We start from the raw sequence: 25,543 nt of genomic DNA on the forward strand, positions 1-25,543 counted from the left end.
AGCGGGGCTGCGTTGCGCTGTCGTGCGGCCAGCCCGGCGGAATTCGGAAAACGCGGAATTTTAATATGAATCGCCCCCTTGCGCTCGACCGTATCCGGGTCGTGCTGTCGCGCACCAGCCATCCCGGCAATATCGGCGCCGCTGCCCGCGCAATGAAGACGATGGGGTTGCGGCAGTTGTGGCTGGTGTCGCCGGCCGCTTTTCCCGATGAGGTTGCCACGGCGCGCGCCTCGGGGGCGGCGGACATCCTCGAATCGGCGCGGGTGGTCGATACGCTGGAAGGCGCGCTGGCCGATACCGTGTTTTCGGTGGCGCTGACCGCGCGCCGGCGCGAGTTGTCACTGCCGCGCATGCATGCGCGCGACGCTGCGCTGGAAATCGTCGGCCGCACTGTGGACGGCGATGTGGCGCTCGTGTTCGGCAATGAAACCAGTGGCATGACCAACGAGGAAGTGGGGTTGTGCAGCATGCCGGTGACGATTCCCACCAATGCGGAATTCTCCTCGCTGAACCTGGGCGCCGCGGTCCAGTTGCTCGCCTACGAGCTGCGCATGGCGGCACTGCAGCCGCTGCCCCTGCAGGATTTGCAGGCCGAGCCGGCGACGCACGCCGATTTCGAGGGCTTCATGGCGCATCTTGAGCATGCCGTGACGCTGAGCGGCTTTCACGACCCCAAGAACCCCAAGCGGCTGCTGCCGCGCATGCGCCGGATGTTCAACCGCATCCGCCTGGAGAAGGAAGAGGTCGCCATCCTTCGCGGCATGCTGACGACTTTCGAGCAGCCCAAACGGCGCCGCTGAGGCCTTCCGCCACTGCCGGCCTGCCTTATCTGTTTTATTGCGATCGTTTCAAGTTTGTGACTAAGTCGATTAAAATCGTCGGGAATTCAGGCATGGCAGTTGCCGTTCACGTGCCCGCTTTCCTTGGTTCGATCAACTTGTTCCGGAGTCCGCCGAAAAATGTTCAGTCGCCTGCGTGAAGACCTGGCCAGCGTTCGCGAACGCGATCCCGCAGCCCGCTCCACGTTCGAGGTACTGACCTGTTACCCCGGTGTGCATGCGCTGATGTTCCATCGCCTCGCGCATGGAGCCTGGCGCCGGCAGTGGTTCTGGCTGGGGCGCTTCGTCAGCCATCTGAGCCGCTTTCTGACCGGTATCGAGATCCACCCGGGGGCCATCATCGGCCGGCGGGTGTTCATCGATCACGGCATGGGCGTGGTCATCGGCGAAACGGCGGAAATCGGCGACGACTGCACGATCTACCAGGCCGTGACCCTGGGCGGCACGTCGCTCTACCGTGGCACCAAGCGGCACCCGACGCTGGGCAAGGGGGTCGTCGTCGGCGCCGGCGCCAAGGTGCTGGGCGGCTTCACCGTCGGCGATGGCGCCAAGATCGGCTCGAACGCCGTGGTCGTGAAGCCCGTACCCGCGGAAGCGACGGCGGTCGGCAACCCCGCGCGGATCATCGATGCCGAGCGCGACGTGCAGCGCGAGCAGAAAGCCGAACAGATGGGCTTCAGCGCCTATGGTGTGACCCGCGACATGGATGATCCCGTGTCCAAGGCCTTGCATGGCCTGCTGGACCACGCCGTCGAGACCGACCGCCGCCTGCAGGCGATGGCCGCCCGGCTCGAAGCGGCGGGCCTGAAGCTCGATTCGTCGGTCGAGGCGAGCGACGATTTCGATGCGTCGCGCTTGTCGCGGATGGTGGACTGAGCCCGTTTGCGGTACCGCCGATTAGTTGACCGTTTTTGTCGGGATAAGTATAGTTGACCGAAACGTTCGGGTATTAGGGCGCATGGCGCTCTTGCGGCGGGCGGCTTACGGTTTCTGAGAGGTGACACGATGAGATTGACGACCAAGGGGCGTTTCGCCGTTACGGCGATGATCGATCTGGCTGCACGCCAGGACGACGGGCCTGTGACGCTGGCCGGCATCGCCGAACGGCAAAAGATCTCGCTGTCCTACCTCGAGCAGCTGTTCGGCAAGCTGCGCCGCCACAGCCTGGTCAACAGCGTGCGCGGCCCCGGTGGCGGATATCGCCTAGCGCGCGCCATGGAAGAGATCACGGTGGCGGACATCATCATTGCCGTGGACGAGCCGCTGGATGCCACCCAGTGCGGCGGTAAGCAGAATTGCCACGATGCGCACCGCTGTATGACCCACGATTTGTGGGCCAACCTGAACAAGCGCATGTATGCCTATCTCGACTCCGTCACCCTGCAGGCGCTCGTCGAGCGCAAGGTGAAGCCGGATGCCGACATGGCTGTGCTGAAGAGTATTCGTCGCCGCGCCACCTTGCAGGTGCGCGAGGTCGCAGCAGCCTGAGGGTCGGGATGAGTTTTGCCCCGGTCTACCTCGACTGGAACGCGACGACACCGCTCGATGCGCAGGTGCGCGAGGCCATGCTGCCGTGGTTGGGCGCGGCCGAGCCGGTACGCTTCGGCAATGCGTCCAGCCGCCACGAGTATGGTCGCCAGGCGCGTTCAGCCATCGACGAGGCGCGCGCGCGCGTCGCCGCGGCGGTGGGGGCGCACGCCACCGAAGTGATCTTCACCAGTGGCGGATCGGAAGCGAACAACCTGTTCCTGAAAGGCGCGGCCGCATGTCTGAAGCCGGGCGCCGTCGCGATCAGCGCGATCGAGCATCCCTGTGTGCGCGAACCCGCCAGGCAGTTGCGGCGGACGGGCTGGAGCATGACGGAGATCGCGGTCGATGCGCAGGGCGTGATCGACGCGGCCGCCTGGGCCGAAGCCTTGCGGGCGCGGCCGGCGCTGGTGTCGGTGATGCTGGCCAACAACGAGACGGGTGTGTTGCAGGACATCGCCTCGCTCGCGGTCGAGGCACGTGCGGCGGGCGCCTGGTTCCACAGTGACGCGGTGCAGGCACTGGGCAAGGTGGAGCTGGATTTCCGTGCGTTGGGCGTCAATGCGATGACGCTGTCGGCGCACAAGGTCGGAGGCCCGCTGGGCGCCGGCGCGCTGGTGGTCGACAAGCGCGTCGAACTGGCGCCGCTGATCGCGGGGGGAGGGCAGGAGCGCGGCCTGCGCTCCGGTACCGAGAACGTGGCCGCGATCGTCGGCTTCGGCGTCGCCTGCGAGCAGGCCTCGGCGCGGCGCGCGGCGCAAGCGCAGCGCCTGGCGCAGTTGCGCGACGAGATCGAGAGCGGCCTGGCAGCGCTTGGCGCCACCGTGTTTTCACGGGCGGCGCAGCGCTTGCCGAACACGATATTTTTCGCCGTCGACAACATCGACGGTGAAACCCTGGTCGGCAAGCTGGACCGCGCGGGCTTCGCCTGCGCCAGCGGTTCCGCGTGTTCGAGCGCCCAGCCCGAGCCTTCGCACACGCTGTTGGCGATGGGCGTCGATCCGCTGGTGGCGCGTGGCGCGGTGCGTGTCAGCCTGGGCCATGGCACGACGGCGGACGAGGTGGGGCGATTCGCCGGTACCTTGTCGCGCGTGGTCGAAGAATTGAAGACGCTGGCGTCGGTCGCAGGCTGAACCGCGACGGCGTTCCGAAACATGAAAACAAAACAACCCCTCTGCGGAGAGATGCAATGCTGAAGTTCCCGATCTACCTCGACTACTCTGCGACGACGCCGGTAGACCCGCGCGTGGCGGCGAAGATGATCCCGTGGCTGACCGAGCATTTCGGCAACCCGGCCAGTCGTTCGCACGCCTACGGCTGGGAAGCCGAGCAGGCGGTCGAGGAGGCGCGCGAACAGGTCGCGGCGCTGGTCGGGGCAGATGCCAAGGAAATCATCTGGACCTCAGGCGCGACGGAGTCGAACAACCTCGCCATCAAGGGCGCGGCGCATTTCTACCAGGGCAAGGGCAAGCACGTCATCACGGTGAAGACCGAGCACAAGGCCGTCCTCGACACGGTGCGTGAGCTCGAACGTGAAGGCTTCGAAGCCACCTACCTCGACGTGCAGGAAAACGGCCTGATCGACCTCGATGTGCTGAAGGCGGCCATTCGCCCTGACACCATCCTGGTTACCGTCATGTTCGTCAATAACGAGATCGGCGTGGTCCAGCCGATCGCGGAGATCGGCGAGATCTGCCGCGAGCAGGGCATCATCTTCCACGTCGATGCGGCGCAGGCCACCGGCAAGGTGGATATCGACCTCGGCAAGCTCAAGGTCGACCTGATGAGTTTTTCCGCCCACAAAACCTACGGCCCGAAGGGCATCGGCGCTCTCTACGTGCGCCGCAAGCCGCGTGTGCGGCTCGAAGCGCAGATGCACGGCGGCGGCCACGAGCGCGGCATGCGTTCCGGCACGCTGGCAACGCACCAGATCGTCGGCATGGGCGAGGCCTTCCGCCTGGCGCGCGAGGAAATGGCGAGCGAGAATGCGCGCTTGCTCGGGCTGCGCGACCGCTTGCTGAACGGGCTCACCGGCATCGAGGCCACCTACGTCAATGGCGACCTCGAACAACGGGTGCCGCACAACCTGAACATTTCCTTCGCCTACGTCGAAGGCGAGTCGCTGATCATGGCGATCAAGGACATCGCGGTATCCTCCGGCTCGGCCTGCACCTCGGCCAGCCTGGAACCCTCCTACGTGCTGCGTGCGCTGGGCCGCAACGACGAGCTGGCGCACAGTTCCATCCGCTTCAGCATCGGCCGCTTCACGACCGAGGAAGAAATCGATTTCACCATCGGCCTGCTGAACGAAAAGATCGGCAAGCTGCGCGAATTGTCGCCGCTGTGGGAAATGTACAAGGACGGCGTCGATCTCGACGCGGTGCAGTGGGCCGCGCACTGACGGACAGCGGCGAGATAACGACGCGATAGCGGCTGGATAACGCAGAACCCCCTGGAGAAACATCATGGCTTACAGCGACAAGGTCCTGGACCATTACGAAAACCCCCGCAACGTCGGTTCCTTCGGCAAGGATGAGGAAGGCGTGGCGACCGGCATGGTCGGCGCCCCAGCCTGTGGCGACGTCATGAAGCTGCAGATCAAGGTCGGCAAGGACGGCGTGATCGAGGATGCGAAGTTCAAGACCTACGGCTGCGGCTCGGCGATCGCGTCGAGCTCGCTGGTGACGGAGTGGGTGAAGGGCAAGACGATCGACCAGGCCCTGGACATCAAGAACACCCAGATCGCCGAGGAACTGGCCCTGCCGCCGGTCAAGATCCATTGCTCGATCCTGGCCGAGGATGCGATCAAGGCCGCCGTGGCCGACTATCGCAAGAAGCATCAGGCCTGACGGCCGAGAACAGGAGGCAAGACCATGAGTGTGACCCTGTCCGAGAGTGCTGCCCGCCATGTGTCGAATTTCATTGCCAAGCGCGGCAAGGGCTTCGGCATCCGCCTCGGGGTGAAGACCTCGGGATGTTCCGGCATGGCATACAAGCTCGAGTTCGTCGATGACACCCATGATGAAGACCTGGTGTTCGACAGTCATGGCGTGAAGGTCGTCGTCGACCCGAAGAGCCTGGTGTATCTCGAAGGCACCGAGCTCGATTTCGTCAAGGAAGGGCTGAACGAAGGCTTCAAGTTCAACAACCCGAACGTGAAGGATCAGTGCGGCTGCGGCGAGAGCTTCAACGTTTGACTCCGCGACAAGGCATGAGCATCGATCCCACCCAGGACTATTTCAGCCTGTTCGGCCTGCAGCGCACCTATGCCATGGACGAGGCGGTACTGGAGGCTGCGTGGCACCGTCTGCAGTCGCAGGTGCATCCGGACCGCTATGCCCATCTGCCGGATGTGGACAAGCGCCGCGCCATGCAGTGGGCGACACGCGTCAACGAAGGCTTCCGCACGCTGAAGAAGCCGCTGGCGCGTGCCCGCTACCTGCTGGAACTGGCGGGCGTGGATGTCGGCGTCGAGACCAATACCGCGATGTCGCCCGAGTTCCTGATGGAGCAGATGGAGTGGCGCGAGGCTGTCGAGGAGGCGCGCGCGGCGGCCGAGGTCGAGGAGCTGGAGCAGCTTCACGTGCGCCTGCTGCATCATGCGCGCGACGTGCGCGCCGAGCTGGGGCGCCAGATCGATGTCGATCATGACCTTGCCGGGGCGGCCGATACCGTGCGCCGGCTGATGTTCATCGAAAAACTCCAGCACGAGATCGACGAAGCCCTGCTTGCGCTCGAAGGCTGAAAACAACAATAGGCTCCGATTCCCCGATGGCCCTGCTGCAAATTGCCGAACCCGGCATGTCCACCGAACCGCACAAGCACCGGCTCGCGGTGGGCATCGACCTGGGGACCACCAACTCGCTCGTTGCCAGCGTGCGCAACGGGATCGCCGTGTGCCTGCCGGACGAGTCCGGCCGCACGATGCTGCCCTCGGTGGTGCGCTATCACGTAGACGGCAGCACCGAGACCGGGCTGGGCGCGCTCAAGGCGCAGGCCACCGATCCACGCAACACCATCGTGTCGGCAAAGCGTTTCATGGGGCGCGGCCTCAAGGACGTGGCCCATGTCGAGGCCATGCCCTACGATTTCGAGGACGGCCCGGGCATGGTGAGGCTGCGTACCGTGCAGGGCGTGAAAAGCCCGGTCGAGGTTTCGGCCGAAATTCTGCGTGTGCTGCGCGTACGCGCCGAAGCCAGCCTGGGCGGCAGGCTGGTCGGCGTGGTCATCACGGTGCCGGCCTATTTCGACGATGCCCAGCGGCAGGCGACCAAGGATGCAGCACGCCTGGCCGGCCTGGATGTGCTGCGCCTGCTCAACGAGCCGACGGCGGCTGCGGTGGCCTATGGCCTGGACAACGCAGCCGAAGGGGTCTACGCGGTGTACGACCTTGGCGGCGGCACCTTCGACCTGTCGATTCTCAAGCTGTCGCGCGGCGTTTTCGAAGTGTTGTCGACGAATGGCGATGCGGCGCTGGGTGGCGACGATTTCGACCACCGGCTGTTCTGCTCCATCCTCGAACGCGCCGACATCGATCCGCCTTCGCTGGAAGACGCCCGCCGGCTGCAGATGAAAGCGCGCGAAGTGAAGGAATTGCTCACGTCCTGCGAAGAGGCGCCCATCCACCTGCGCCTGGGCTCGGGCGAGCTGGTCGACGTCGTCGTCACCCGCAACGAGTTCGCCGACATGACCCGCCACCTGGTACAGAAGACCTTGACGCCGGTGCGCAAAGCGCTGCGCGATGCCGGATTGACGCCCGAAGAGATCAAGGGCGTGGTGATGGTCGGCGGCGCGACGCGCATGCCCCAAATCCAGCGCGCGGTCGCCGCCTTCTTCGGCCAGGAGCCGCTGACCAACCTCGACCCGGACAAGGTGGTTGCGCTTGGCGCCGCGATGCAGGCCAACGTGCTGGCCGGCAACCGCGCGGAGCAGGACGACTGGCTGCTGCTCGACGTCATTCCGCTGTCGCTCGGTCTGGAGACCATGGGCGGGCTGGTGGAGAAGGTCGTGCCGCGCAATTCCACGCTGCCGATTGCGCGGGCGCAGGAGTTCACCACCTTCAAGGACGGCCAGACGGCAATGGCCTTCCATGTCGTGCAGGGCGAGCGCGAACTGGTTGCCGACTGCCGTTCGTTGGCGCGCTTCGAACTGCGCGGCATTCCGCCGATGGTGGCGGGCGCGGCGCGCATCCGTGTGACCTTCCAGGTCGATGCCGATGGCCTGCTGTCGGTGTCCGCGCGCGAAATGTCTTCCGGCGTCGAGGCGAGCGTGCTGGTGAAACCATCCTATGGCCTGTCCGACGACGAGATCGCGGAGATGCTCAAATCGGGCGTCGAGCACGCCGGCGACGACATGGTGTTGCGCGCGCTGCGCGAACAGCAGGTCGAGGCGGAGCGCGTGATCGAGGCTGCGGAACAGGCGTTGGCAAAGGATGGCCACCTGCTCGATGCGGACGAGCGGGCGGGGATCGATGCCGCCGTCGCCCGCCTGCGCGAGCTGCGCGCGGGCAGCGACCACCGCGCCATCAAGAGCGGCATCGACGCGTTTGCGCGAGCCACCGATGAATTCGCCGCCCGCCGCATGGATAACAGCATCCGCAGCGCGCTGGCCGGCCACAAGGTAGACGAGTTGGAACTCTGACCCAATCATGACCCAGATCACTGTCCTTCCCCATGTCGAACTCTGCCCCGACGGCAGCGTGATCGAGGCCGAACCCGGCAAGACCGTTTGCGAGACGCTGCTCCAGCACGACATCTACATCGAGCATGCCTGTGAGATGTCCTGCGCCTGCACGACCTGCCATGTCATCGTGCGCGAGGGCTTCGATTCGTTGCCCGCCGCCGAGGAAGAAGAAGAGGACCTGCTCGACAAGGCCTGGGGGCTGGAGCCGCGATCGCGGCTTTCGTGCCAGGTCGAGGTCGGCGACACGCCGCTGGTGATCGAGATCCCGCGCTATACGATCAACATGGCCCGCGAAGGAAAACACTGAGATGAAATGGACCGACGTGCAGGAGATCGCCATTCAGTTGTCGGATGCCAGGCCGGAGGTCGATCCGGCCAAGGTGAATTTCGTCGACCTGATGAACTGGGTGATGGCACTGCCCGAATTCGACGATGACCCCAAGCGCTGCGGCGAGCGCATCCTGGAAGGCATCCAGCAGGCCTGGATCGACGAGCTTGCCTGAACGGGCAGGGGGCGGCGCTCAGTAGCCGTTGCGTGTGCTGGCGTCGCTGCTTTCGTTGATGTTCAGCCAGTACTGGCCCAGCAGGCCGATGACCTGAACGAAGCGCTCGAAGTCCACCGGCTTGCGCACGTAGCTGTTTGCCCCGAGGTTGTAGGCTTGCTGCAGGTCCAGCGATTCGCGCGATGTGGTGAGCACTACCACCGGCAGCAGGGTGGTGCGCGAGTCGGCGCGGATGCGGCGCAGTACCTCGAGGCCGTCGATGCGCGGCAGTTTCAGGTCCAGCAGGACGACGGCGGGCAGCAGCCCGGGCTTGTTGCTGGACGGCGCGCCGGTGCCGAACAGGTAGTCGAGCGCTTCGACGCCGTCATGGACAACGATGACGGGATTGGCGATCTCGTTCTTGCTGAAGGCGTGAAGTGCGAGCGCCTCGTCATCCGGATTGTCCTCGACGAGCAGGATTGGACGGTCGTTGTTCATCGCTAAGCTCCCTTGGAGAGTCCTGCTGCCATGCGTGGGACCTTGGAATGAAAGCCGGGGTGGATTTCAGGATTGGCCGCCGGGCAGATCCTCCCGCCGCAGCACGAACACCATGTCATCGCCACCACGGGTGGAGAGCCAGTTGAAAGGCAGATTCGGAAAGGCGTGTTCGACGATGTCGCGGTTGTGCCCGACCTCGACCGCCAGCAGTCCGTTCGGATTGAGATGCGCCGCGCCCTCTGCGATCAGCCGCCGCACCACGTCCAGTCCGTCATCGCCGGCCGCCAGCGCCATGTGCGGCTCGTGCAGGTATTCGGGGGGCAGGGCGTCCATCGCGTCTGCGGTCACGTAGGGCGGATTGCTCAGGATGAGATCGTAGCGGCGTCCTTCGAGCGCGGAAAACACGTCCGAGCGCACCAGCTCGATACGCTCTCCGAGGCCGTAGTCGGCCACGTTCCGGAGGGCGACGTCGAGCGCGTCCTGCGACAGGTCGGCGCCCGTCACCGCAGCGTCGGGGAAGGCGTGCGCCATCAATACCGCAAGGCAGCCGGAGCCGGTACACATGTCCAGCGCGCTGCCGATTTGTTCCGGCTCATCGATCCACCCGGCCAGGCCGTCTTCCAGCAGTTCGGCGAAGAAGGAGCGCGGCACGATGACGCGTTCGTCCACCGTGAAGCGGAAATCGCCCAGCCAGGCCTCGCCCAGGATATAGGCTGTGGGGACACGTTCGGTGGCGCGGCGTTCTATCGCTTCGAGCAGGGCGATGCGCTCCTCGATCGGGATGCAGGCGTCGAGAAAGGGTTCGAGCCGATCGAGCGGCAGGGCCAGCGAGCCCAGCAGCAGCCATGCGGCTTCGTCGTAGGCATCGTTGACGCCGTGGCCGCAGAAGATTCCGGCGCGGTTGAAGCGGGTGACGGCATAGCGCAGCCAGTCGCGTACGGTCACCAGTTCGACCAGCGGGCCGTGCTCATGCTCATGGTCGTCGCCATGGTCGTGGTCGCAGTGCTCGTGATCGCAGGAGCTGTGAGGATGCTCGTTGTGCGTGCTCATGGAGGTGTTCATTCGGTGTCTCTCGCGGTCGGGCGGGTTCAGGCGGCAAGCAGGGTATGCAGGGTGCGTTCGTAGACAAGGGACAGCGGTTCGATGGCGGCGGCATCGATGCACTCGTTGACCTTGTGGATGGAGGCGTTGACCGGGCCGAACTCGACGACTTCGGCGCAGATGTCGGCGATGAAGCGGCCGTCAGAGGTGCCGCCCGTCGTGGAGAGCCGGGTGTCGATGCCCAGGGTCTCGGCGATGGCGCCGGACAGCGCGGCGACCAGTGCGCCGCGGCCGGTGATGAAGGGTTTGCCGGACAGGTGCCAGTCGATTTCGTAGTCCAGCCCATGGCGGTCGAGCACTTCGTGGGTGCGGGCCTTGAGGCCGTCGGCCGCGGACACCGAACCGAAGCGGAAGTTGAACATGACCTCGCAGGTGCCCGGAATGACGTTGTTGGCACCGGTGCCGGCATGGATGTTCGAGGCCTGCCAGGTGGTCGGCGGAAAGAACTCGTTGCCTTGGTCCCATTCGATCGCCGCCAGCTCGGCCAGCGCGGGGGCGAACGCATGGATGGGATTGCGTGCGAGGTGGGGGTAGGCGACATGCCCTTGCTGGCCCTTGACGCGCAGCGTTCCGGACAAGGAGCCGCGGCGGCCGTTCTTGATCATGTCGCCGAGCGTGTCCACCGAAGTCGGTTCGCCGACGATGCAATAGTCGAGCCGCTCGCCGCGTGCCGCCAGTGCTTCGACCACTTTCACCGTGCCGTGCGTGGCGATGCCTTCCTCGTCCGAGGTCAACAGCAGGGCGATGCTGCCGCGATGCCGCGGATGGGCGGCGACGAAGCGTTCGATCGAGGTGACGAAGGCGGCGAGCGAGGATTTCATGTCGGCTGCGCCACGGCCGTAGAGCATGCCATCGACGATGGCGGGGTCGAAGGGCGGCGTCTTCCAGGCATCGAGCGGCCCCGGGGGCACGACGTCGGTATGGCCTGCAAAACACAGCACCGGTCCTTCGCCGCCGCGGCGCGCCCACAGGTTGGAGACCCCTGCGGCATCGATGCGTTCACAGGCGAAACCGAGCGCGCGCAGGCGTTCGGAGATGAGTTCGAGGCAACCGGCATCTTCCGGCGTGACCGAAGGGCGGGCGATGAGTTCGCGGGCAAGAGCCAGCGTTGGGTTATCGGTGTGATGCATGTGTGCTCTCGAGGGGGCCTTCGGCTACGCTCCGCGCCCGATGGGGCGAAGGCTTAGTTGTTATCGACGTGCAGCGTGAATTCCTGGAACGATGCGCCGTCCGGATTACTGGTTTCGAAGTCGAGCAGACTTGGCGGCGGGGAAGACGTGTTCGCGTGGCCGTGGTTGCCGGCATTGATCTGGGCGTTGTTGATCAGCCAGTGCAGGTTGGTCGGCGAGTCGGCGTTGGCAAGCGCCTCGTCGAGCGAGATGACATCGTCGGTGTACAACTCGTACAGGCACTGCTCGAAGGTCTGGCAACCCGGCGCCAGACTCTGCTCCATGGCGTGCTTGATCTCATTGATCTCGCCGCGTTCGATCAGTTCGGCGATATGCCGGGTGTTCATCAGGATCTCGACCGCCGGCACGCGTCCGCCGTCCGGCTTGCGGACCAGGCGTTGAGACACGATGCTGCGAAGGGCGACGGCGAGGTCGAGATACAGCAATTGCCGGTTCTCGAGCGGGAAGAAGTTGATGATGCGGTTGAGGGCGTGGTAGGCGTTGTTGGCATGCAGCGTGGCCAGGCAGAGATGGCCCGACTGCGCATACGAGATCGCCGCCTGCATGGTCTCGCGGTCGCGGATCTCGCCGATGAGGATGCAGTCCGGTGCCTGGCGCATCGCATTGCGCAGGGCCTCGCCCCAGCTCAGGGTGTCGATGCCGACCTCGCGCTGGTTGACCACCGATTTGCGATGCGTGAACAGGTATTCGATCGGGTCCTCGACGGTGAGGATGTGCCCGCTGCGATGGCGGTTGCGATGATCGAGCATCGAAGCCAGCGTGGTCGACTTGCCCGACCCGGTTGCGCCGACGACCAGCAGCAGCCCGCGCTTTTCCATCACGACCTCCGCCAGCACCTCGGGCAGGCTGAGATCGTGGATGGTGGGGATGTCGCCCTGGATGTAGCGTGCGACGACCGCGATCGAACTGCGCTGCCAGAACACGTTGACGCGGAAGTTGCCCAGGTCGCGGCGGCCGAAGGACAGGTTCAGTTCGCGCTCGCGATCGAACTGAGCGAGCTTTTCCGGCGGAACGGCTTCCTCGACCATGCGGCGGATCATTGCGGGCTCCATGACCTGCTGGTTGATCGGCATGGTGTTGCCCTGGATCTTGATGTGGATCGGGGCGCCGGCCGTGATGAATATGTCCGAGGCCTTCTTGTCCGCCATCAACTGGAAGAGACTGTCGAAAATCATGGCCCCGCCACGCTCCGTCAAGAGGGGAAGCCAGCGTCGCCCGCGGGCTTCCCTTGCATCCGCTTATCGCGTCAGGCGCCGCGCAGCAGCTCGTTGATACCCGTCTTGGCGCGCGTCTGCGCGTCCACTTTCTTCACGATCACCGCGCAGTACAGACTGTACTTGCCGCAGGCCGAGGGCAGGCTGCCCGGCACCACGACCGCGCCGGCGGGCACGCGGCCATAGGTGACCTCGCCGGTTTCGCGATCGTAGATCTTGGTGCTCTGGCCGATATACACCCCCATCGACAGCACGGCGTTCTCTTCGATGACGACGCCTTCCACCACTTCCGAACGCGCGCCGACGAAGACGTTGTCCTCGATGATCACCGGACCGGCCTGCACGGGTTCGAGCACGCCGCCGATGCCGACGCCGCCGGACAGGTGCACGTTCTTGCCGATCTGCGCGCAGGAACCGACGGTGGCCCAGGTGTCCACCATCGTGCCTTCATCCACGTAGGCGCCGATGTTTACATACGAAGGCATCAGCACCACGTTCTTGCCGATGAAACTGCCTTTGCGCGCGACGGCCGGCGGCACGACGCGGAATCCGCCCTCGCGGAACTGCTCGGGCGTGTAGTCGCCGAACTTGGTCGCGACCTTGTCGTAGAAGTTGAGGCCGCCGGCCAGCACGATTTCGTTGTCGCGCAGGCGGAAGGAAATCAGCACTGCCTTCTTCACCCATTGGTTGACCACCCACTGACCATCCTTCTTCTCGGCCACGCGCAGCGTGCCGGCGTCCAGTCCGGCGATGACGGCCTCGACCGCGTCGCGGATCTCGGCGGGCGCGGCGGTGGGCGACAGGCTGGCACGGTTCTCGAAGGCGTCGTCGATGATCTTTTGCAGTGCTTGCATTCGGTTTCTCTCTCAGAGGGTCTTACAGAAGTCGATGATGCGCTCGGCGGCCTCGACGCATTCGTGCGTGTCGGCGACGAGGGCGATGCGGACGAATCCGTCGCCGGGGTTGATGCCGTTGGATTCGCGGGCGAGATAGCTGCCTGGCAGGACCGTTACATTATATTCAGCCTGCAGACGGCGGGCGAATTCGGTGTCCGGCAGCGGTGTACGCACCCAGTGGTAGAAGCCGGCGTCCGGCAGGCTGACGGGCAACCAGGGCGCAAGCATGGGCGTGATGCGGGCGAATTTCTCGCGGTACAGGCGACGGTTCTCGGCGACGTGGGTCTCGTCGTTCCAGGCCACGGCCGAAGCGGCCTGGACCGCCGGGCTCATCTGGCAGCCATGGTAGGTGCGGTAGAGCACGAAATCCTTGAGAATCCTCGCGTCGCCAGCGACGAAGCCCGAGCGCATGCCGGGCACGTTCGAGCGCTTGGACAGGCTGGAGAACATCACGATGTTGCGGAAATCCGTGCGCCCCAGCCTCCAGGCCGCTTCCAGGCCGCCGATCGGCCTGGCTTCGTCGTCGAAGTAGATCTCGGAATAGCATTCGTCGGCTGCGATGACGAAGCCGTGGCGGTCCGACAGCTCGAACAGGCGCTTCCATTCGTCCAGCGACAGCACGCGGCCGGTCGGGTTGCCCGGCGAGCAGACGTAGACCAGTTGCACGCCGCGCCACGCGGCATCGCCGATCGAATCGAAATCGGAGGCGAAGCCGTCCTCCGGCAGATGGTTCAGGAACACGGGCTCGGCGCCGGCAAGGTAGGTCGCGCCTTCGTAGATCTGATAGAAAGGGTTGGGACACAGCACCTTGGCGCCGGGCTTGCCGCCGTCGACCACGCACTGGCCGAAGGCGAACAAGGCCTCGCGCGTGCCATTGACCGGGACCACCTGGGTGGCGGAATCGATCTTCGGCAGGCCGTAGCGGCGCTCCAGCCAGCCGGCGATCGAATCGCGCAGCGCATCGCTGCCGAGCGTCAGCGGGTAGCTGGACAGACCGCCCAGATTGTCGGCGAGGGCCTGGCGGATGAAGCCCGGGGTCGGGTGCTGGGGTTCGCCGATCGACAGGCGGATCGGGCTCAGGTCCGCCGGGGGCGTGATGCCGGCGAACAGCGTGCGCAGCTTCTCGAAGGGATAGGTCTGGAGGCGGGCGAGATTCGGATTCACTTTGGCACAAAATCCACGCGGCGGCAGACCGCTGCGGCAGGGTGGGAAAGGCCGGAGATGTTATCATGGCAGGCCTTGCCGGCGCCTTCGGATGGGCGTTCGAGCGCAGCCTCCCGCCATCTGCCGCCGCCCGTCCACGGGGTCCGCTCCCGGCTTTCGTAGTCCCGACTCTCTTCTTTTTCCGACGTGCGTCTGTCCAAGCTAAAACTTGCCGGTTTCAAGACCTTCGTCGATCCGACCACGGTTCTCACGCCGGGCAATCTCGTCGGCGTGGTCGGCCCCAATGGCTGCGGCAAGTCCAACATCATCGATGCGGTGCGCTGGGTGCTGGGCGAGACGCGTGCGTCCGCCCTGCGCGGCGAATCGATGCAGGACGTCATCTTCAACGGTTCGACCACGCGCAAGCCGGTGTCGCGCGCCAGCGTGGAGCTGGTCTTCGACAATGCCGAAGGCCGCGCGGCGGGGCAGTGGTCGCGCTACAACGAGATATCGGTCAAGCGCGTGCTCGACCGCTCAGGAGAGTCGACCTACTACATCAACAACGTGCATGTCCGGCGCAAGGACGTCATCGATCTGTTTCTCGGTACCGGCTTGGGGCCGCGCGCCTACGCGATCATCGAGCAGGGCATGATCTCGCGCATCATCGAGGCCAGGCCCGAAGACATCCGCGGCTTCCTGGAAGAGGCCGCCGGGGTGACCAAGTATCGCGAGCGGCGCAAGGAAACGGAAGGGCGACTGCGCGATGCGCGTGACAACCTTGCCCGCCTCGACGACATCCGCATGGAGCTGGGCGAACGCATCGTCCATCTCGAAGCCCAGGCCGAGGTCGCGGCACGTTTCAATACATTGAGCGCGGCGCATGTGCAGAAGCAGCAACTGCTGTGGCTGCTCAAGCGCAACGAGGCGCAGGCCGAGCACGCACGCCTGGGCGACGAGCTCAACGCGGCCACCCTGCGCATCGAGTCCGACAGCGCGCGCCTGCAGGAACTCGAAGCCGCGGTCGAAACCGCGCGCGAGGCGCATTTCGAGGCCTCGGAGTCCGTGCATGTGGCACAGAGCGATCTGTTTGCCGCCAGCGCCGAGGTGACGCGGCTGGAAACCGAGCTGCAGCACCTGGGCGAAGCACGCAAACGGCTGGAGGCGCGTCTGGCGCAGCTCGAGTTCGACCGCGAGCACTGGCTGTCGCGGCGCGAGGCGCTGGCCGAAGACCGCGAGCGCTGGCTGGGGCTGGCCGACAACGCCGCCATGCGCGCCGAGCAGGCCGAGGCCCGCCACGCCGAGATCGCCGAACGTGTCCCCGAGCTGGAGTCAGAGCGCGTGGCGGCGGACACCGCCGTGGCGTCGGCCCGCCGTGAGTTGGCCCAGACCGAACAGCAGTTGCGGGTGGAAGAAGCCAATCGCGCCAGCGCCATGCGCGCGCTCGACGCGCTGCAGCAGCGCCGCGGCCGGATCGAGAGCGAGCGCGCGGCGATCAGCGGCCCCGACGAACGCGAACTGGCCGAGCGCGAGGCCCGGCTCGAAGCCCTGCAGGCCTCGCTCGACGAGCAGCAGCAGGCTCTTGCCGAACTGCAGCAGGGCCTGCCGGATGCACAGGCCGTGCTCAAGGCGGCGCTCGAGCACGAACGCGCGGTACAGCGCCGCCTGACCGAGTTGCGCGCGCGCCGCGACGCGCTGCTGCAGCTGCAGGCGCGAGTGCAGTCGCAGGGCAAGCTTGGCGATTGGCTCAAGCGCCATGGCCTGGAAAGTCTGCCGCCCTTGTGGCGCAGCCTGCGCGTCGCCGAGGGCTGGGATGCGGCCCTGCAGGCCGTATTGCGCGAGCGCCTCGCCGCGCTGATCGCGCCCGATGCGGCCCTGGCCGGCGCCTTGCTGGACGAGGTGCCGCCCGAATCCCTCGCCGTCGTGCTCGGCACCGGGCACGACGCGCCGGCCCAGGCGGGTTCCGAACTGCCGGCGGACTGGCAGCAAGCCGGCCTGGAGCCCTTGCTGGCACGGGTCGAAGTGCTCGATGTCGGTCTGCGTCCGCTCGTTGCGGGTTTCTTGCACGGCGTGTACTGCGCGGAGCGCCTCGAAGACTGGCTGCCGCGCCACCGTGAACTGCCCGCGGGCGTTCTGCTGGCCGGCGCGCACGGCCAGATCCTGGGCAGGGCGCTGCTGTCCCACTCGGCGCCCGACAGCCGTACGCACGGCGTCATCGAGCGCCAGCGCGAAATCGACCATCTCGCCGACGAGCAGCAGTCGCTGGAGGACGAAGCCGCCCTCGCGCACGATGCCTTGCAGGCCGCCGAAGCCGCGGCGTCGGCGCTGCAGGAGCAGGCCAATACGCTGCGCCGCGACAGCCAGGGCATGCAGGCGCAGGTGCATACCGAACAGGTCGAAGTGCTCAAGCTCGCGCAGGCACGCAGCCGTGCCGAAGAACGCCATGGCCAGTTGGCCCGCGACCTCGATGACCTCGTACACCTCGAACAGACCGAGCGTGAGCACCTGGCCCGCGCCGAGCGCGATCTGGCGCGGGCCGGCGAACTCGCCGAACTGCAGCGCGAACGCCTGGACGCGAGCATGGAGGTGCTGCGCGAGCGCGAGCAGTCGCTGCGTGAGGCGCGCGCGCTGGAACAGGCCGCTGCGCGCGAACTGCAGGAGGCGAAGTTTTCCGAGCGCGAGTGCGCGGGCAAGATCGATGACATCGGCCGCAACCTGCAGCTTGCCGCCGAGCAGTTCGACCGCGTCGTGGCCGAAACGCAGACCCGCGCGGCGGAACTCGACGCCACCGACGACAGCCGCAGCTTCGATGCGCTGCAGACCGCGCTCGGCCTGCGTTCGAGTCGCGAGGCTGCGCTTGCGGCGCGGCGCGATGCGCTGGAGGAAGCGGCGGCCCGGTTCAGGCAGAGCGAGGAAATGCGCTTGCGCGCCGAGCAGGAGGCCGCGCCGATGCGCGGCCGGGTCGCCGAGCTGCGGCTCGCGGTGCAGGCCAGCGAACTGGCGGTCAACCAGTTCGCCGAGCGCCTGCAGGAGGTCCAGGCCGATGAAGCGGCGCTGCAGCCCTTGCTCGGCGCGGACCTCAAGGAAACGACCCTGCAGCGCGAAGTGGCCCGTCTGGCGCGGGACATCGCCGAGTTGGGCGCGGTCAACCTCGCGGCGCTCGACGAACTGCGCACGGCCTCCGAGCGCAAGGGGTATCTCGATGCCCAGACCGAGGACCTGCTGCAGGCGATCGACACGCTCGAGGATGCGATTCGCCGCATCGACCGTGAAACGCGCGAGCAACTGCAGGAAACCTACAATACCGTCAATCACCAGTTCGGCAGCCTGTTCCCGCAGTTGTTCGGCGGCGGCCGGGCCGAGCTGGTACTGACCGGCGACGAGATCCTGGACGCGGGCATCCAGATCGTCGCCCAGCCTCCGGGCAAGAAGAACACCTCCATCCACCTGCTGTCCGGCGGTGAGAAGGCACTGACCGCGATTGCGCTGGTCTTCTCGATGTTCCAGCTCAATCCGGCCCCCTTCTGCATGCTTGACGAGGTGGATGCGCCACTGGACGATACGAACACCGAACGCTACGCCAACATGGTCAAGCGCATGTCCTCGCAAACCCAGTTCATCTTCATCAGCCACAGCAAGATCACGATGGAGTTCGCGCAACAGCTGGTGGGGGTGACGATGCAGGAGCAGGGCGTGTCACGTGTGGTGGAAGTGGATATCGAAGAAGCGCTGCGCCTGGCCGAGCCGGCTGCAGCCTGAAGAACAGCAAGGAATTCGGGAACCCCTCTATGGACAGCGAACTTCAGATCGCCCTCATCGGTGCAGGTCTCGGCGTCGTGGTGCTGATCGTCGGCTACAACAAGTGGCAGGAACGCAAGCACCGCAACAAGGCGGAGAAGGCTTTCAAATCCGAGCATCGCGACGTGCTGCTCGAACCGCGGGGCGGCGGCTCGGCGGACGAAAGGGACGAACGCTCCGAACGGCGCGAGCCGGGCTTCGGCAGCATTGGCGACGTGGGCGAGGCCGGCGACGGGCCGCGCCCGGTGCGGGAAGCCTCGATCAAGCGCTCGGCGCCGGAGCTGCCCGCGCTGCTCGACACCCGCACCGATTGCGTGATCCGTCTCGAAGCGATCGAGCCGCTCGACGTGCAGCGCGTGTGGCAGGCCCAGCTCGAGCAGATCGACGGCCTGTCGAAGCCGGTGCGCTGGTTCGGTTTCAACGATGCCGAAAACGTATGGTTTCCGATCGGCTCCGCCAGCGCCGGCGCCTGCCACTGGTTCTGCGCCGCGCTGCAACTGGTCGACCGCCGCGGTTCAATCGGCGAATCGGACTTCATGCGCTTTTCGGGAGGCGTGCAGCGCGTGGCGGACTTGGTCATGGCGCTGCCGCCGGGCGTGCCCGCACGCGGCGAAACGCTGCATAACGCGGCCGAACTCGACCGCTTCTGCGCCGACGTCGATGTGCAGATCGGCGTGAACATCGTCGCCACCGAGCGGCCCTTCGAAGGACTCGAGATCGGGCAGTTCGCCGCCAGGCATGATCTGACATTCGCCAGCGACGGCAGCTTCCACGCCCTGGCGGACGATGGAACGCCGCTGTTCGCCCTGGCCAACCTGGAAGCCGGCCTGTTTGCCGACGGCGAGCTGTCGTCGATCGCGACCAGGGGAGTGACGCTGGTGATCGACGTTCCCTGCGTGCGCGACGGCGTTGCCGCTTTCGATCGGATGATGGAGATTGCCAATGGCTTCGCGCGCCAGTTCGGCGGCACGGTGGTGGATGACAATCGCGCGCCCTTCGGCACCGAGGCGGCCGAGCTGATCCGCAGCCAGATCCGCCAGTTCCAGGATCGCATGGCCGAAAGCGCCATTCCGGCGGGCGGCCCGCTGGCAAGGCGTCTGTTCGCGCTGTGATGGATCTGTTTGCTTCAGCGGCGCAGCAGCAGCGCGCCCAGGCGCTGCGTGAAGAGATCGCACGCCACGACCATGCGTATTACGTCCTCGACGAGCCGACGATTCCGGATGCGGAGTACGACCGCCTGTTCCACGAACTGCAGGCGCTGGAGGACGGGCACCCCGAGCTGTGTACGCCCGATTCGCCGACCCGGCGCGTCGGCGGCAAGCCGCTGGCGCAGTTTCCGCCGATCCGCCACCGTGTGCCGATGCTGTCGATCCGGACCGAGACGGACACCGGGGCCAGCGGCGCGCAGACGTTCGATGCGCGCATACGGCGCGAGCTCGGACTGGAGGAGGGCGATGCCGAGGTCGAGTACGTCGCCGAGCTGAAGTTCGACGGGCTGGCGATCAGCCTGCGCTATGAGCACGGCGTGCTGGCGCAAGCCGCGACCCGCGGCGACGGCGAAACCGGCGAGGACGTCAGCAGCAATGTGCGCACCATGCGTGCCGTGCCCCTGCGCCTGCGGGGCGATGCGCCGGCGGTACTGGAGGTTCGCGGCGAAGTCTATATGCGCCGCGACGATTTCGAGGCGCTCAACCGGCGCCAGGCCGACGCCGGCGAGAAGACCTTCGTCAATCCGCGCAACGCCGCGGCGGGCAGCATCCGCCAGCTCGACCCCTCGATCGCCGCGCGCCGCCCCTTGTCCTTCTTCGCCTATGGCCTGGGGGAAACCGAAGGCTGGGCGGTGCCGGCGACGCACGCCGGCGTGCTCGACGCCATCGCCGCATTCGGCCTGCCGGTGTGCGAACACCGCGCCCGGGTGCATGGTGCGGACGGACTGGCGGCCTTCCATGCACGCATTGCGGAGCTCCGCGATACGCTGCCCTTCGACATCGACGGTGTCGTCTACAAGGTGAATTCGCTCGAACTGCAGCGCCAGTTGGGCTTCGTCACGCGCGAGCCGCGTTGGGCCGTGGCGCACAAGTACCCGGCACAGGAGGCCGTGACGCTGTTGCGCGACATCGAAGTGCAGGTCGGGCGCACCGGCGCGCTGACGCCGGTGGCGCGGCTGGAGCCGGTGTTCGTCGGCGGCGTCACCGTGACCAACGCCACGCTGCACAACCAGGACGAGATCGACCGCAAGGATGTCCGCATCGGCGACTGGGTCGTCGTGCGCCGGGCGGGCGATGTCATTCCCGAAGTCGTCGCGCCCGTCGTCGAACGGCGCCAGGGCGAGTTGGCGCGCTTCGACCTGCTGGCGCGCTTCCCGGCCTGTCCGGTGTGCGGCTCGCACGTGGTGCGCGGCGAGGATGAAGTCGTGGCGCGCTGCACCGGCGGGCTGTTCTGCCCGGCCCAGCGCAAGCAGGCCCTGCTGCATTTCGCCGGGCGGCGGGCGATGGACATCGAGGGGCTGGGCGACAAGCTGGTCGAGCAACTGGTCGATGCCGCGATTGTCAAGACGCCGGTCGATATCTACCGGCTCGGTATCCTGGCGCTGGCCAACCTGGAGCGCATGGGCGAGAAATCCGCGCAGAACCTGCTGGCCGCCATTGACAAGAGCCGCTCGACGACGCTTGCCCGCTTCATCTTCGCTTTGGGCATCCGCAATGTCGGAGAGGCCACGGCGCGCGACCTCGCACGGTATTTCGGCACGCTCGACAGCGTCATGGACGCCGATGCCGATGCGCTGCAGCAGGTGCCGGACGTCGGCCCGATCGTGGCCCGCTCCATCGTGGCGTTCTTCGGCGAGCCGCACAACCGTGAAGTCATCGAGCAACTGCGCGCTGCGGGCGTGCATTGGCCCGAAGGAGAACCGCTCAGGCCGGCCGCTGGCGGGCTGGCGGGGCAGACCTTCGTCCTCACCGGCACCCTGCCCACGCTGACGCGCGACGAAGCCAAGGCGCTGATCGAGGCCCGGGGCGGCAAGGTGGCCGGCTCGGTGTCGAAGAAGACGACCTGGCTGGTTGCGGGCGCCGAGGCGGGCTCCAAGCTGGTCAAGGCGCAGGCGCTGGGCGTCGACATCCTGGACGAGGACGGGCTGCGCGATCTGCTGCACAAAACGGATACAACTGCCTAGTGCATTCGCGCGCGGCTTCGCGCATCATGCCGGGCGCCGCCTACCCGAACGGGGTACGGGGTTTACTGGAACCATCCAAAGCGGAGTGAAACGAGCATGAAGAAGATCACCAAGGCAGTCTTTCCGGTCGCCGGCATGGGAACGCGTTTCCTGCCGGCCACCAAGGCCAGTCCAAAGGAAATGCTGCCGATCGTCGACAAGCCCCTGATCCAGTACGCGGTCGAAGAGGCGGTCGCGGCGGGCATCACCGACATGATCTTCATCACCGGACGCACCAAGCGCTCGATCGAGGACCATTTCGACAAGGCCTACGAACTCGAGACCGAACTCGAGGCGCGCGGCAAGAAAGAACTGATCGAGATCGTGCGCAAGACCGTGCCCAAGGGCGTCAACTGCATCTACACCCGCCAGTCGGAAGCGCTGGGCCTGGGCCATGCCGTGCTGTGCGCGAGCCACATCGTCAGCGACGAGGCCTTTGCCGTGATCCTCGCCGACGACCTGCTCGACAACAAGGACGGCACGCCGGTGCTCAAGCAGATGGTGGATGTCTACAACTACCACCGCTGCTCCGTATTGGGCACGATGAACGTGCCGCGCCCGGAAACGCGGAGCTACGGCATCGTCAGCACCGAAAACGAGTCGGGCAAGGTCCAGCGCATGACGGGCATCGTCGAGAAGCCGAAGCCTGAAGACGCGCCCACCACGCAGGCCGTCGTCGGCCGCTACATCCTGACGCCGCGCATCTTCGACCACATCCGCGCACTCAAGCCCGGCGCGGGCGGCGAATATCAGCTCACCGACGCCATCGCCTCGCTGCTGAAGGAAGAGGCGGTGCTCGCCTACCAGTTCGACGGCGTGCGCTACGACTGCGGCTCCAAGCTCGGCTACCTGAAGGCCACGATCGAGTTCGGCCTGCGCCATCCGGAAACCGGCGCCGACTTCGCGGCCTACCTCGGCAGCCGTTTCGGCGCCCAGGACAAGCCGGCGAAAGGCGAAAAAAAGTAGGACGGCAAGCGGGGCCCATCGCGTCGGGCGCCCGCCAAGCCCGGCTGCCCGCCCGGAGTACGGCGGGCAGTCGCCGGTTCAGGCGTGGTTCAGGCGCGCGGCCAGCGGGCTGCGGCGAATCACGAACTTCTCCAGTTCGGCAACGCAGAACACCAGCAGCCCGGCCGCCAGCACCTTGGCCCACTCCAGCGGCGTCAGATCGTTCGACCCGAAGATGCCCTGCATCAGCGGCAGATGGGTAAAGGCCAGTTGCAGCGGAATGCAGGCGGCGATGGCGAACAGGACGTAGCGGTTGCCGCTCAGGCCGACGCGGCTGATCGCGGGCGCGAGGATGAAGCGGCTGTTGACCAGGTAGAACATTTCCGCCGCGACCACCGCATTCACCGCCATCGTGCGCGCGGTCTCGATTGACGTTCCGGCGTCCAGCTCCCACAGGAACAGGCCCAGCGCGCCCGTCATCATCAGCACCGACACCATCAGCACGCGCCAGACGAAGAAGCCCGACAGCAAGGCCTCGCCGGGCGGACGCGGCGGGCGGTTCATGATGCCGCGCTCGGCCGGCTCGAAGGCGAGGGCGAGTCCCAGCGTGCTCGACGTGACCATGTTGATCCACAGCACCTGGGCCGCGGTCAGCGGCAAGGCCAGCTCGAACAGGATCGCGGCGATGACCACCAGCGCCTCGCCGCCGTTGGTGGGCAGCATGAACAGGATGAACTTCTTCAGGTTGTCGTAGACCGCCCGCCCTTCGCGCACCGCGGTGGCAATGGTGGCGAAGTTGTCGTCGGCCAGCACCATGTCGCTCGCCTCCTTGGCCGCCTCGGTGCCTTTCAGGCCCATTGCCACGCCGACGTCGGCACGCTTGAGGGCGGGGGCGTCATTGACGCCGTCGCCGGTCATCGCGACCACCTGGCCGTCGTCCTGCAGGGCCTGGACGAGGCGCAGCTTGTGCTCGGGGCTGGCGCGGGCGAAGACGTCCACCTCCATCGCCATGCGGCGCAGGGCGGCATCATCCATAACCGCCACCTCGGCGCCTGTCACGGCCGGCTTGCCCACGCCGATGGCGAGCTGGGCGCCGATGGCGCGCGCCGTTTCCACATGATCGCCGGTGATCATCTTGACGCGGATGCCGGCATGGTGGCACTCGCCGACCGCCAGGATGGCTTCCTCGCGCGGCGGATCGATGATCCCGACCAGAGCGAGCAGCACGAAGCCGGATTCGGTGTCGCCGAAGTCCAGGGAAGCGCCCCGCGGCGCGGCACGCCTGCAGGCCAGCGCCAGCAGCCGCAGCCCCTGGGCGGCGACGTTGGTGGCCATGCGCCGCCAGGTATCGATGTCCAGCGGCTCGCTGCCGTCGGTTCCCCACTGTGCATCGCACATGTCGAAGATGCGTTCAGGCGCGCCCTTGGCGAAAATCCACGGCATGTCGTCGCTGTCGCGATGGTAGGTGGCCATGAAGCGGTGCTGCGATTCGAAGGGGATCGAGTCGAGGCGGGGCCAGGCTTCGTCGCCGAGGTGCTGCGAAAAGCCGGTCTTGCCGCCGAGCACCAGCAGCGCGCCTTCGGTGGGATCGCCCTCCACCCGCCACAGCCCCTCGTCTTCGCGCAGGCGCGCATCATTGCACAGGACGCCGGCGCGGATCGCCAGCGCCAGCGCGGCGTAGTGCTCGGGGTCGATGATGCGGCCGTCCAGGCTCAGATCGCCCACCGGCGCGTAGCCCACGCCGCCGACGTCGAACACATGGCCGGCGCAGACCACTTTCTGCACCGTCATCTCGTTGCGCGTCAGCGTGCCGGTCTTGTCCGAGCAGATCACCGTGACCGAGCCCAGGGTCTCCACCGCCGGCAGGCGGCGGATGATCGCGTTGCGCTGCGCCATGCGCTGCACGCCGAGGGCCAGCGTGACGGTCATGATCGCCGGCAGGCCCTCCGGAATGGCGGAGGCCGCCAGGGCGACCACCATCATGAACATCTCGGCCGGCGCATGCCCGCGCCACAAGGTGCCCAGCACGAAGGTCGCCGCCGACAGGGCGAGGATGACGAGGGCAAGTGCGCGGCCGAAGCGGTCCACCTGGCGCAACAAGGGCGTGGCCAGGCTGCGGATGTCGGCGAGCATCTGGTTGATCTTGCCCAGTTCGGTGGTCGCGCCGGTATTGACCACGATGCCGCTGGCCTGCCCGTAGACGGCCAGGGTGCCCGAATAGGCCATGCCGTAGCGGTCGCCCAACGGCGCATCGGCGGCGACCGCCGCGGTGGTCTTTTCCACCGGCAGGGATTCGCCGGTCAGGGCCGCTTCCTCGACGCGCAATTCCTTGATCGCGACCAGGCGCAGGTCCGCCGGCACCCTGTCGCCGGAGGCCAGCGCGACGAGGTCGCCCGGGACCAGTTCGGCAGCGTCGATTTCGCGCCGCCTTCCGTCCCGGATCACCGTCGCATGGGGCGACAGCATGGCGCGGATCGCATCGAGCGCCGATTCGGCCTTGCCTTCCTGAATGAAGCCGATGACGGCGTTGATGATCACCGCGGCCAGCAGCACGCCGGTATCGACCCAGTGCCCGAGCAGCGCGGTGATGAGCGCAGCGCCCATCATCACGTACAGCAGGATGTTGTGGAACTGCATCAGCAAGCGCAGCAGCGGGCCGCGCCGTTTGGGCGGGGCGAGGCGGTTCGGGCCGTAATACGCGAGGCGCTGGCGGGCTTCGGTCTCGCTCAGGCCGTCCTTCCCGCTTCGCAGCGCCTCTTCGACCTGCGTCCGGGTCAGGGTATGCCAGGCGGTGGCTGGAGCAGCATCGGGGCGATCCGGGCTTGGGCGTTCTGTCATGGGCTGGCCTTGCCATCCGTATGGCGGGGCTGTCCCCGCGGATTGCGGAACGAGTGAAATCGCTTGGGCCCACTTTACCAAGCGGGCGGGGGACGGTCCAGGCGGGGGGGCGGCGGCAGGACCGCCACGGCGTGCGGATCAGCCGTCGATCCAGGCGCGGGAGGGTGGCACAGGAATCACGC

At 66.5% G+C, this 25,543-nt stretch carries 22 protein-coding genes; 15 read left to right on the forward strand and 7 right to left on the reverse strand.

Features of this window, described 5'->3' with window-relative positions; genetic code table 11:
- The first annotated feature begins 65 nt into the window (after positions 1-65).
- From C666_RS02310 to iscX, 11 genes are all read left to right on the forward strand, one after another.
- On the forward strand, positions 66-800 hold the full coding sequence (locus C666_RS02310) for an RNA methyltransferase (RefSeq protein ID WP_004333236.1): 735 nt from the start codon (positions 66-68) through the stop codon (positions 798-800).
- Between the two features lie 159 nt (positions 801-959).
- Positions 960-1,715, forward strand: coding sequence for a serine O-acetyltransferase (gene cysE, locus C666_RS02315; RefSeq protein WP_004333238.1), 756 nt, complete (start codon positions 960-962; stop codon positions 1,713-1,715).
- A 129-nt stretch (positions 1,716-1,844) separates the two neighbouring features.
- Positions 1,845-2,327, forward strand: a complete 483-nt coding sequence (gene iscR, locus C666_RS02320; RefSeq protein WP_004333241.1) for a Fe-S cluster assembly transcriptional regulator IscR — start codon at positions 1,845-1,847, stop codon at positions 2,325-2,327.
- 8 nt (positions 2,328-2,335) lie between these two features.
- A complete protein-coding gene (locus C666_RS02325; protein ID WP_004333243.1) occupies positions 2,336-3,499 on the forward strand; it encodes a cysteine desulfurase family protein in 1,164 nt (387 codons plus the stop codon).
- A 56-nt stretch (positions 3,500-3,555) separates the two neighbouring features.
- Positions 3,556-4,767: an IscS subfamily cysteine desulfurase gene (locus tag C666_RS02330; protein ID WP_004333245.1), complete on the forward strand. Its 1,212-nt coding sequence runs from the start codon at positions 3,556-3,558 to the stop codon at positions 4,765-4,767.
- Between the two features lie 64 nt (positions 4,768-4,831).
- Positions 4,832-5,215, forward strand: a complete 384-nt coding sequence (iscU, locus tag C666_RS02335; RefSeq protein WP_004251048.1) for a Fe-S cluster assembly scaffold IscU — start codon at positions 4,832-4,834, stop codon at positions 5,213-5,215.
- A gap of 24 nt (positions 5,216-5,239) precedes the next feature.
- Positions 5,240-5,563, forward strand: a complete 324-nt coding sequence (gene iscA / locus C666_RS02340; RefSeq protein ID WP_004333248.1) for an iron-sulfur cluster assembly protein IscA — start codon at positions 5,240-5,242, stop codon at positions 5,561-5,563.
- 14 nt (positions 5,564-5,577) lie between these two features.
- A complete protein-coding gene (gene hscB / locus C666_RS02345) occupies positions 5,578-6,111 on the forward strand; it encodes a Fe-S protein assembly co-chaperone HscB (protein ID WP_004333249.1) in 534 nt (177 codons plus the stop codon).
- 26 nt (positions 6,112-6,137) lie between these two features.
- A complete protein-coding gene (gene hscA, locus C666_RS02350) occupies positions 6,138-8,006 on the forward strand; it encodes a Fe-S protein assembly chaperone HscA (RefSeq protein WP_004333253.1) in 1,869 nt (622 codons plus the stop codon).
- Between the two features lie 7 nt (positions 8,007-8,013).
- On the forward strand, positions 8,014-8,355 hold the full coding sequence (gene fdx, locus C666_RS02355) for an ISC system 2Fe-2S type ferredoxin (RefSeq protein WP_004333256.1): 342 nt from the start codon (positions 8,014-8,016) through the stop codon (positions 8,353-8,355).
- A gap of 1 nt (position 8,356) precedes the next feature.
- Positions 8,357-8,551 (forward strand): Fe-S cluster assembly protein IscX, encoded by a 195-nt coding sequence (iscX, locus tag C666_RS02360; protein WP_004333258.1) that lies wholly within the window; start codon positions 8,357-8,359, stop codon positions 8,549-8,551.
- Between the two features lie 18 nt (positions 8,552-8,569).
- Here the strand turns inward: iscX and C666_RS02365 are convergent, their stop codons facing one another.
- The 6 genes from C666_RS02365 to dapC form a co-directional block, all read right to left on the reverse strand.
- Entirely contained in the window at positions 8,570-9,028 is a 459-nt protein-coding gene (locus tag C666_RS02365; RefSeq protein ID WP_004333260.1) for a response regulator, read from the reverse strand.
- 66 nt (positions 9,029-9,094) lie between these two features.
- The gene (prmB, locus tag C666_RS02370) at positions 9,095-10,078 is read right to left on the reverse strand and encodes a 50S ribosomal protein L3 N(5)-glutamine methyltransferase (RefSeq protein WP_038000687.1); all 984 of its coding nucleotides are present in this window, start codon (positions 10,076-10,078) and stop codon (positions 9,095-9,097) included.
- Positions 10,079-10,116: 38 nt separating this feature from the next.
- On the reverse strand, positions 10,117-11,259 hold the full coding sequence (gene dapE, locus C666_RS02375) for a succinyl-diaminopimelate desuccinylase (RefSeq protein WP_004333265.1): 1,143 nt from the start codon (positions 11,257-11,259) through the stop codon (positions 10,117-10,119).
- Positions 11,260-11,312: 53 nt separating this feature from the next.
- Positions 11,313-12,494, reverse strand: a complete 1,182-nt coding sequence (locus tag C666_RS02380; RefSeq protein WP_004333266.1) for a PilT/PilU family type 4a pilus ATPase — start codon at positions 12,492-12,494, stop codon at positions 11,313-11,315.
- Between the two features lie 71 nt (positions 12,495-12,565).
- Positions 12,566-13,387, reverse strand: a complete 822-nt coding sequence (gene dapD, locus C666_RS02385) for a 2,3,4,5-tetrahydropyridine-2,6-dicarboxylate N-succinyltransferase (RefSeq protein WP_004333268.1) — start codon at positions 13,385-13,387, stop codon at positions 12,566-12,568.
- A gap of 12 nt (positions 13,388-13,399) precedes the next feature.
- Positions 13,400-14,593, reverse strand: coding sequence for a succinyldiaminopimelate transaminase (gene dapC / locus C666_RS02390; protein WP_004333271.1), 1,194 nt, complete (start codon positions 14,591-14,593; stop codon positions 13,400-13,402).
- Between the two features lie 186 nt (positions 14,594-14,779).
- Here dapC and smc point away from each other — a divergent pair, with 186 nt between their 5' ends.
- The 4 genes from smc to galU all read left to right on the forward strand — a co-directional run bounded on the left by smc (position 14,780) and on the right by galU (position 22,544).
- Positions 14,780-18,328, forward strand: a complete 3,549-nt coding sequence (smc, locus tag C666_RS02395) for a chromosome segregation protein SMC (RefSeq protein WP_004333273.1) — start codon at positions 14,780-14,782, stop codon at positions 18,326-18,328.
- Positions 18,329-18,357: 29 nt separating this feature from the next.
- Positions 18,358-19,479, forward strand: a complete 1,122-nt coding sequence (locus C666_RS02400) for a cell division protein ZipA (protein WP_004333275.1) — start codon at positions 18,358-18,360, stop codon at positions 19,477-19,479.
- A complete protein-coding gene (gene ligA, locus C666_RS02405; protein WP_004333278.1) occupies positions 19,479-21,539 on the forward strand; it encodes an NAD-dependent DNA ligase LigA in 2,061 nt (686 codons plus the stop codon). The genes C666_RS02400 and ligA overlap by 1 nt, the downstream gene beginning before the upstream one ends.
- 96 nt (positions 21,540-21,635) lie before the next feature.
- Positions 21,636-22,544 carry a UTP--glucose-1-phosphate uridylyltransferase GalU gene (galU, locus tag C666_RS02410; RefSeq protein ID WP_004333280.1) on the forward strand — a complete coding sequence of 303 codons (909 nt, stop codon included), beginning with the start codon at positions 21,636-21,638 and terminating at the stop codon, positions 22,542-22,544.
- Positions 22,545-22,622: 78 nt separating this feature from the next.
- Here galU and C666_RS02415 read toward each other — a convergent pair whose 3' ends face one another.
- Positions 22,623-25,361, reverse strand: coding sequence for a cation-transporting P-type ATPase (locus C666_RS02415; RefSeq protein ID WP_004333283.1), 2,739 nt, complete (start codon positions 25,359-25,361; stop codon positions 22,623-22,625).
- Between the last annotated feature and the right edge of the window lie 182 nt (positions 25,362-25,543).

Source organism: Thauera linaloolentis 47Lol = DSM 12138 (genome assembly GCF_000310205.1).
Lineage (GTDB): Bacteria > Pseudomonadota > Gammaproteobacteria > Burkholderiales > Rhodocyclaceae > Thauera > Thauera linaloolentis.

Coding starts and splice junctions, on each gene's coding strand:
- C666_RS02330 (WP_004333245.1), top strand. CDS start 3,556: ATGCTGAAGTTCCCGATCTACCTCGACTACTCTGCGACGACGCCGGTA.
- C666_RS02325 (WP_004333243.1), top strand. CDS start 2,336: ATGAGTTTTGCCCCGGTCTACCTCGACTGGAACGCGACGACACCGCTC.
- galU (WP_004333280.1), top strand. CDS start 21,636: ATGAAGAAGATCACCAAGGCAGTCTTTCCGGTCGCCGGCATGGGAACG.
- iscA (WP_004333248.1), top strand. CDS start 5,240: ATGAGTGTGACCCTGTCCGAGAGTGCTGCCCGCCATGTGTCGAATTTC.
- iscR (WP_004333241.1), top strand. CDS start 1,845: ATGAGATTGACGACCAAGGGGCGTTTCGCCGTTACGGCGATGATCGAT.
- C666_RS02365 (WP_004333260.1), bottom strand. CDS start 9,028: ATGAACAACGACCGTCCAATCCTGCTCGTCGAGGACAATCCGGATGAC.
- fdx (WP_004333256.1), top strand. CDS start 8,014: ATGACCCAGATCACTGTCCTTCCCCATGTCGAACTCTGCCCCGACGGC.
- C666_RS02310 (WP_004333236.1), top strand. CDS start 66: ATGAATCGCCCCCTTGCGCTCGACCGTATCCGGGTCGTGCTGTCGCGC.
- hscA (WP_004333253.1), top strand. CDS start 6,138: ATGGCCCTGCTGCAAATTGCCGAACCCGGCATGTCCACCGAACCGCAC.
- dapE (WP_004333265.1), bottom strand. CDS start 11,259: ATGCATCACACCGATAACCCAACGCTGGCTCTTGCCCGCGAACTCATC.
- cysE (WP_004333238.1), top strand. CDS start 960: ATGTTCAGTCGCCTGCGTGAAGACCTGGCCAGCGTTCGCGAACGCGAT.
- prmB (WP_038000687.1), bottom strand. CDS start 10,078: ATGAGCACGCACAACGAGCATCCTCACAGCTCCTGCGATCACGAGCAC.
- C666_RS02400 (WP_004333275.1), top strand. CDS start 18,358: ATGGACAGCGAACTTCAGATCGCCCTCATCGGTGCAGGTCTCGGCGTC.
- C666_RS02380 (WP_004333266.1), bottom strand. CDS start 12,494: ATGATTTTCGACAGTCTCTTCCAGTTGATGGCGGACAAGAAGGCCTCG.
- hscB (WP_004333249.1), top strand. CDS start 5,578: ATGAGCATCGATCCCACCCAGGACTATTTCAGCCTGTTCGGCCTGCAG.
- ligA (WP_004333278.1), top strand. CDS start 19,479: ATGGATCTGTTTGCTTCAGCGGCGCAGCAGCAGCGCGCCCAGGCGCTG.
- dapD (WP_004333268.1), bottom strand. CDS start 13,387: ATGCAAGCACTGCAAAAGATCATCGACGACGCCTTCGAGAACCGTGCC.
- C666_RS02415 (WP_004333283.1), bottom strand. CDS start 25,361: ATGACAGAACGCCCAAGCCCGGATCGCCCCGATGCTGCTCCAGCCACC.
- iscX (WP_004333258.1), top strand. CDS start 8,357: ATGAAATGGACCGACGTGCAGGAGATCGCCATTCAGTTGTCGGATGCC.
- iscU (WP_004251048.1), top strand. CDS start 4,832: ATGGCTTACAGCGACAAGGTCCTGGACCATTACGAAAACCCCCGCAAC.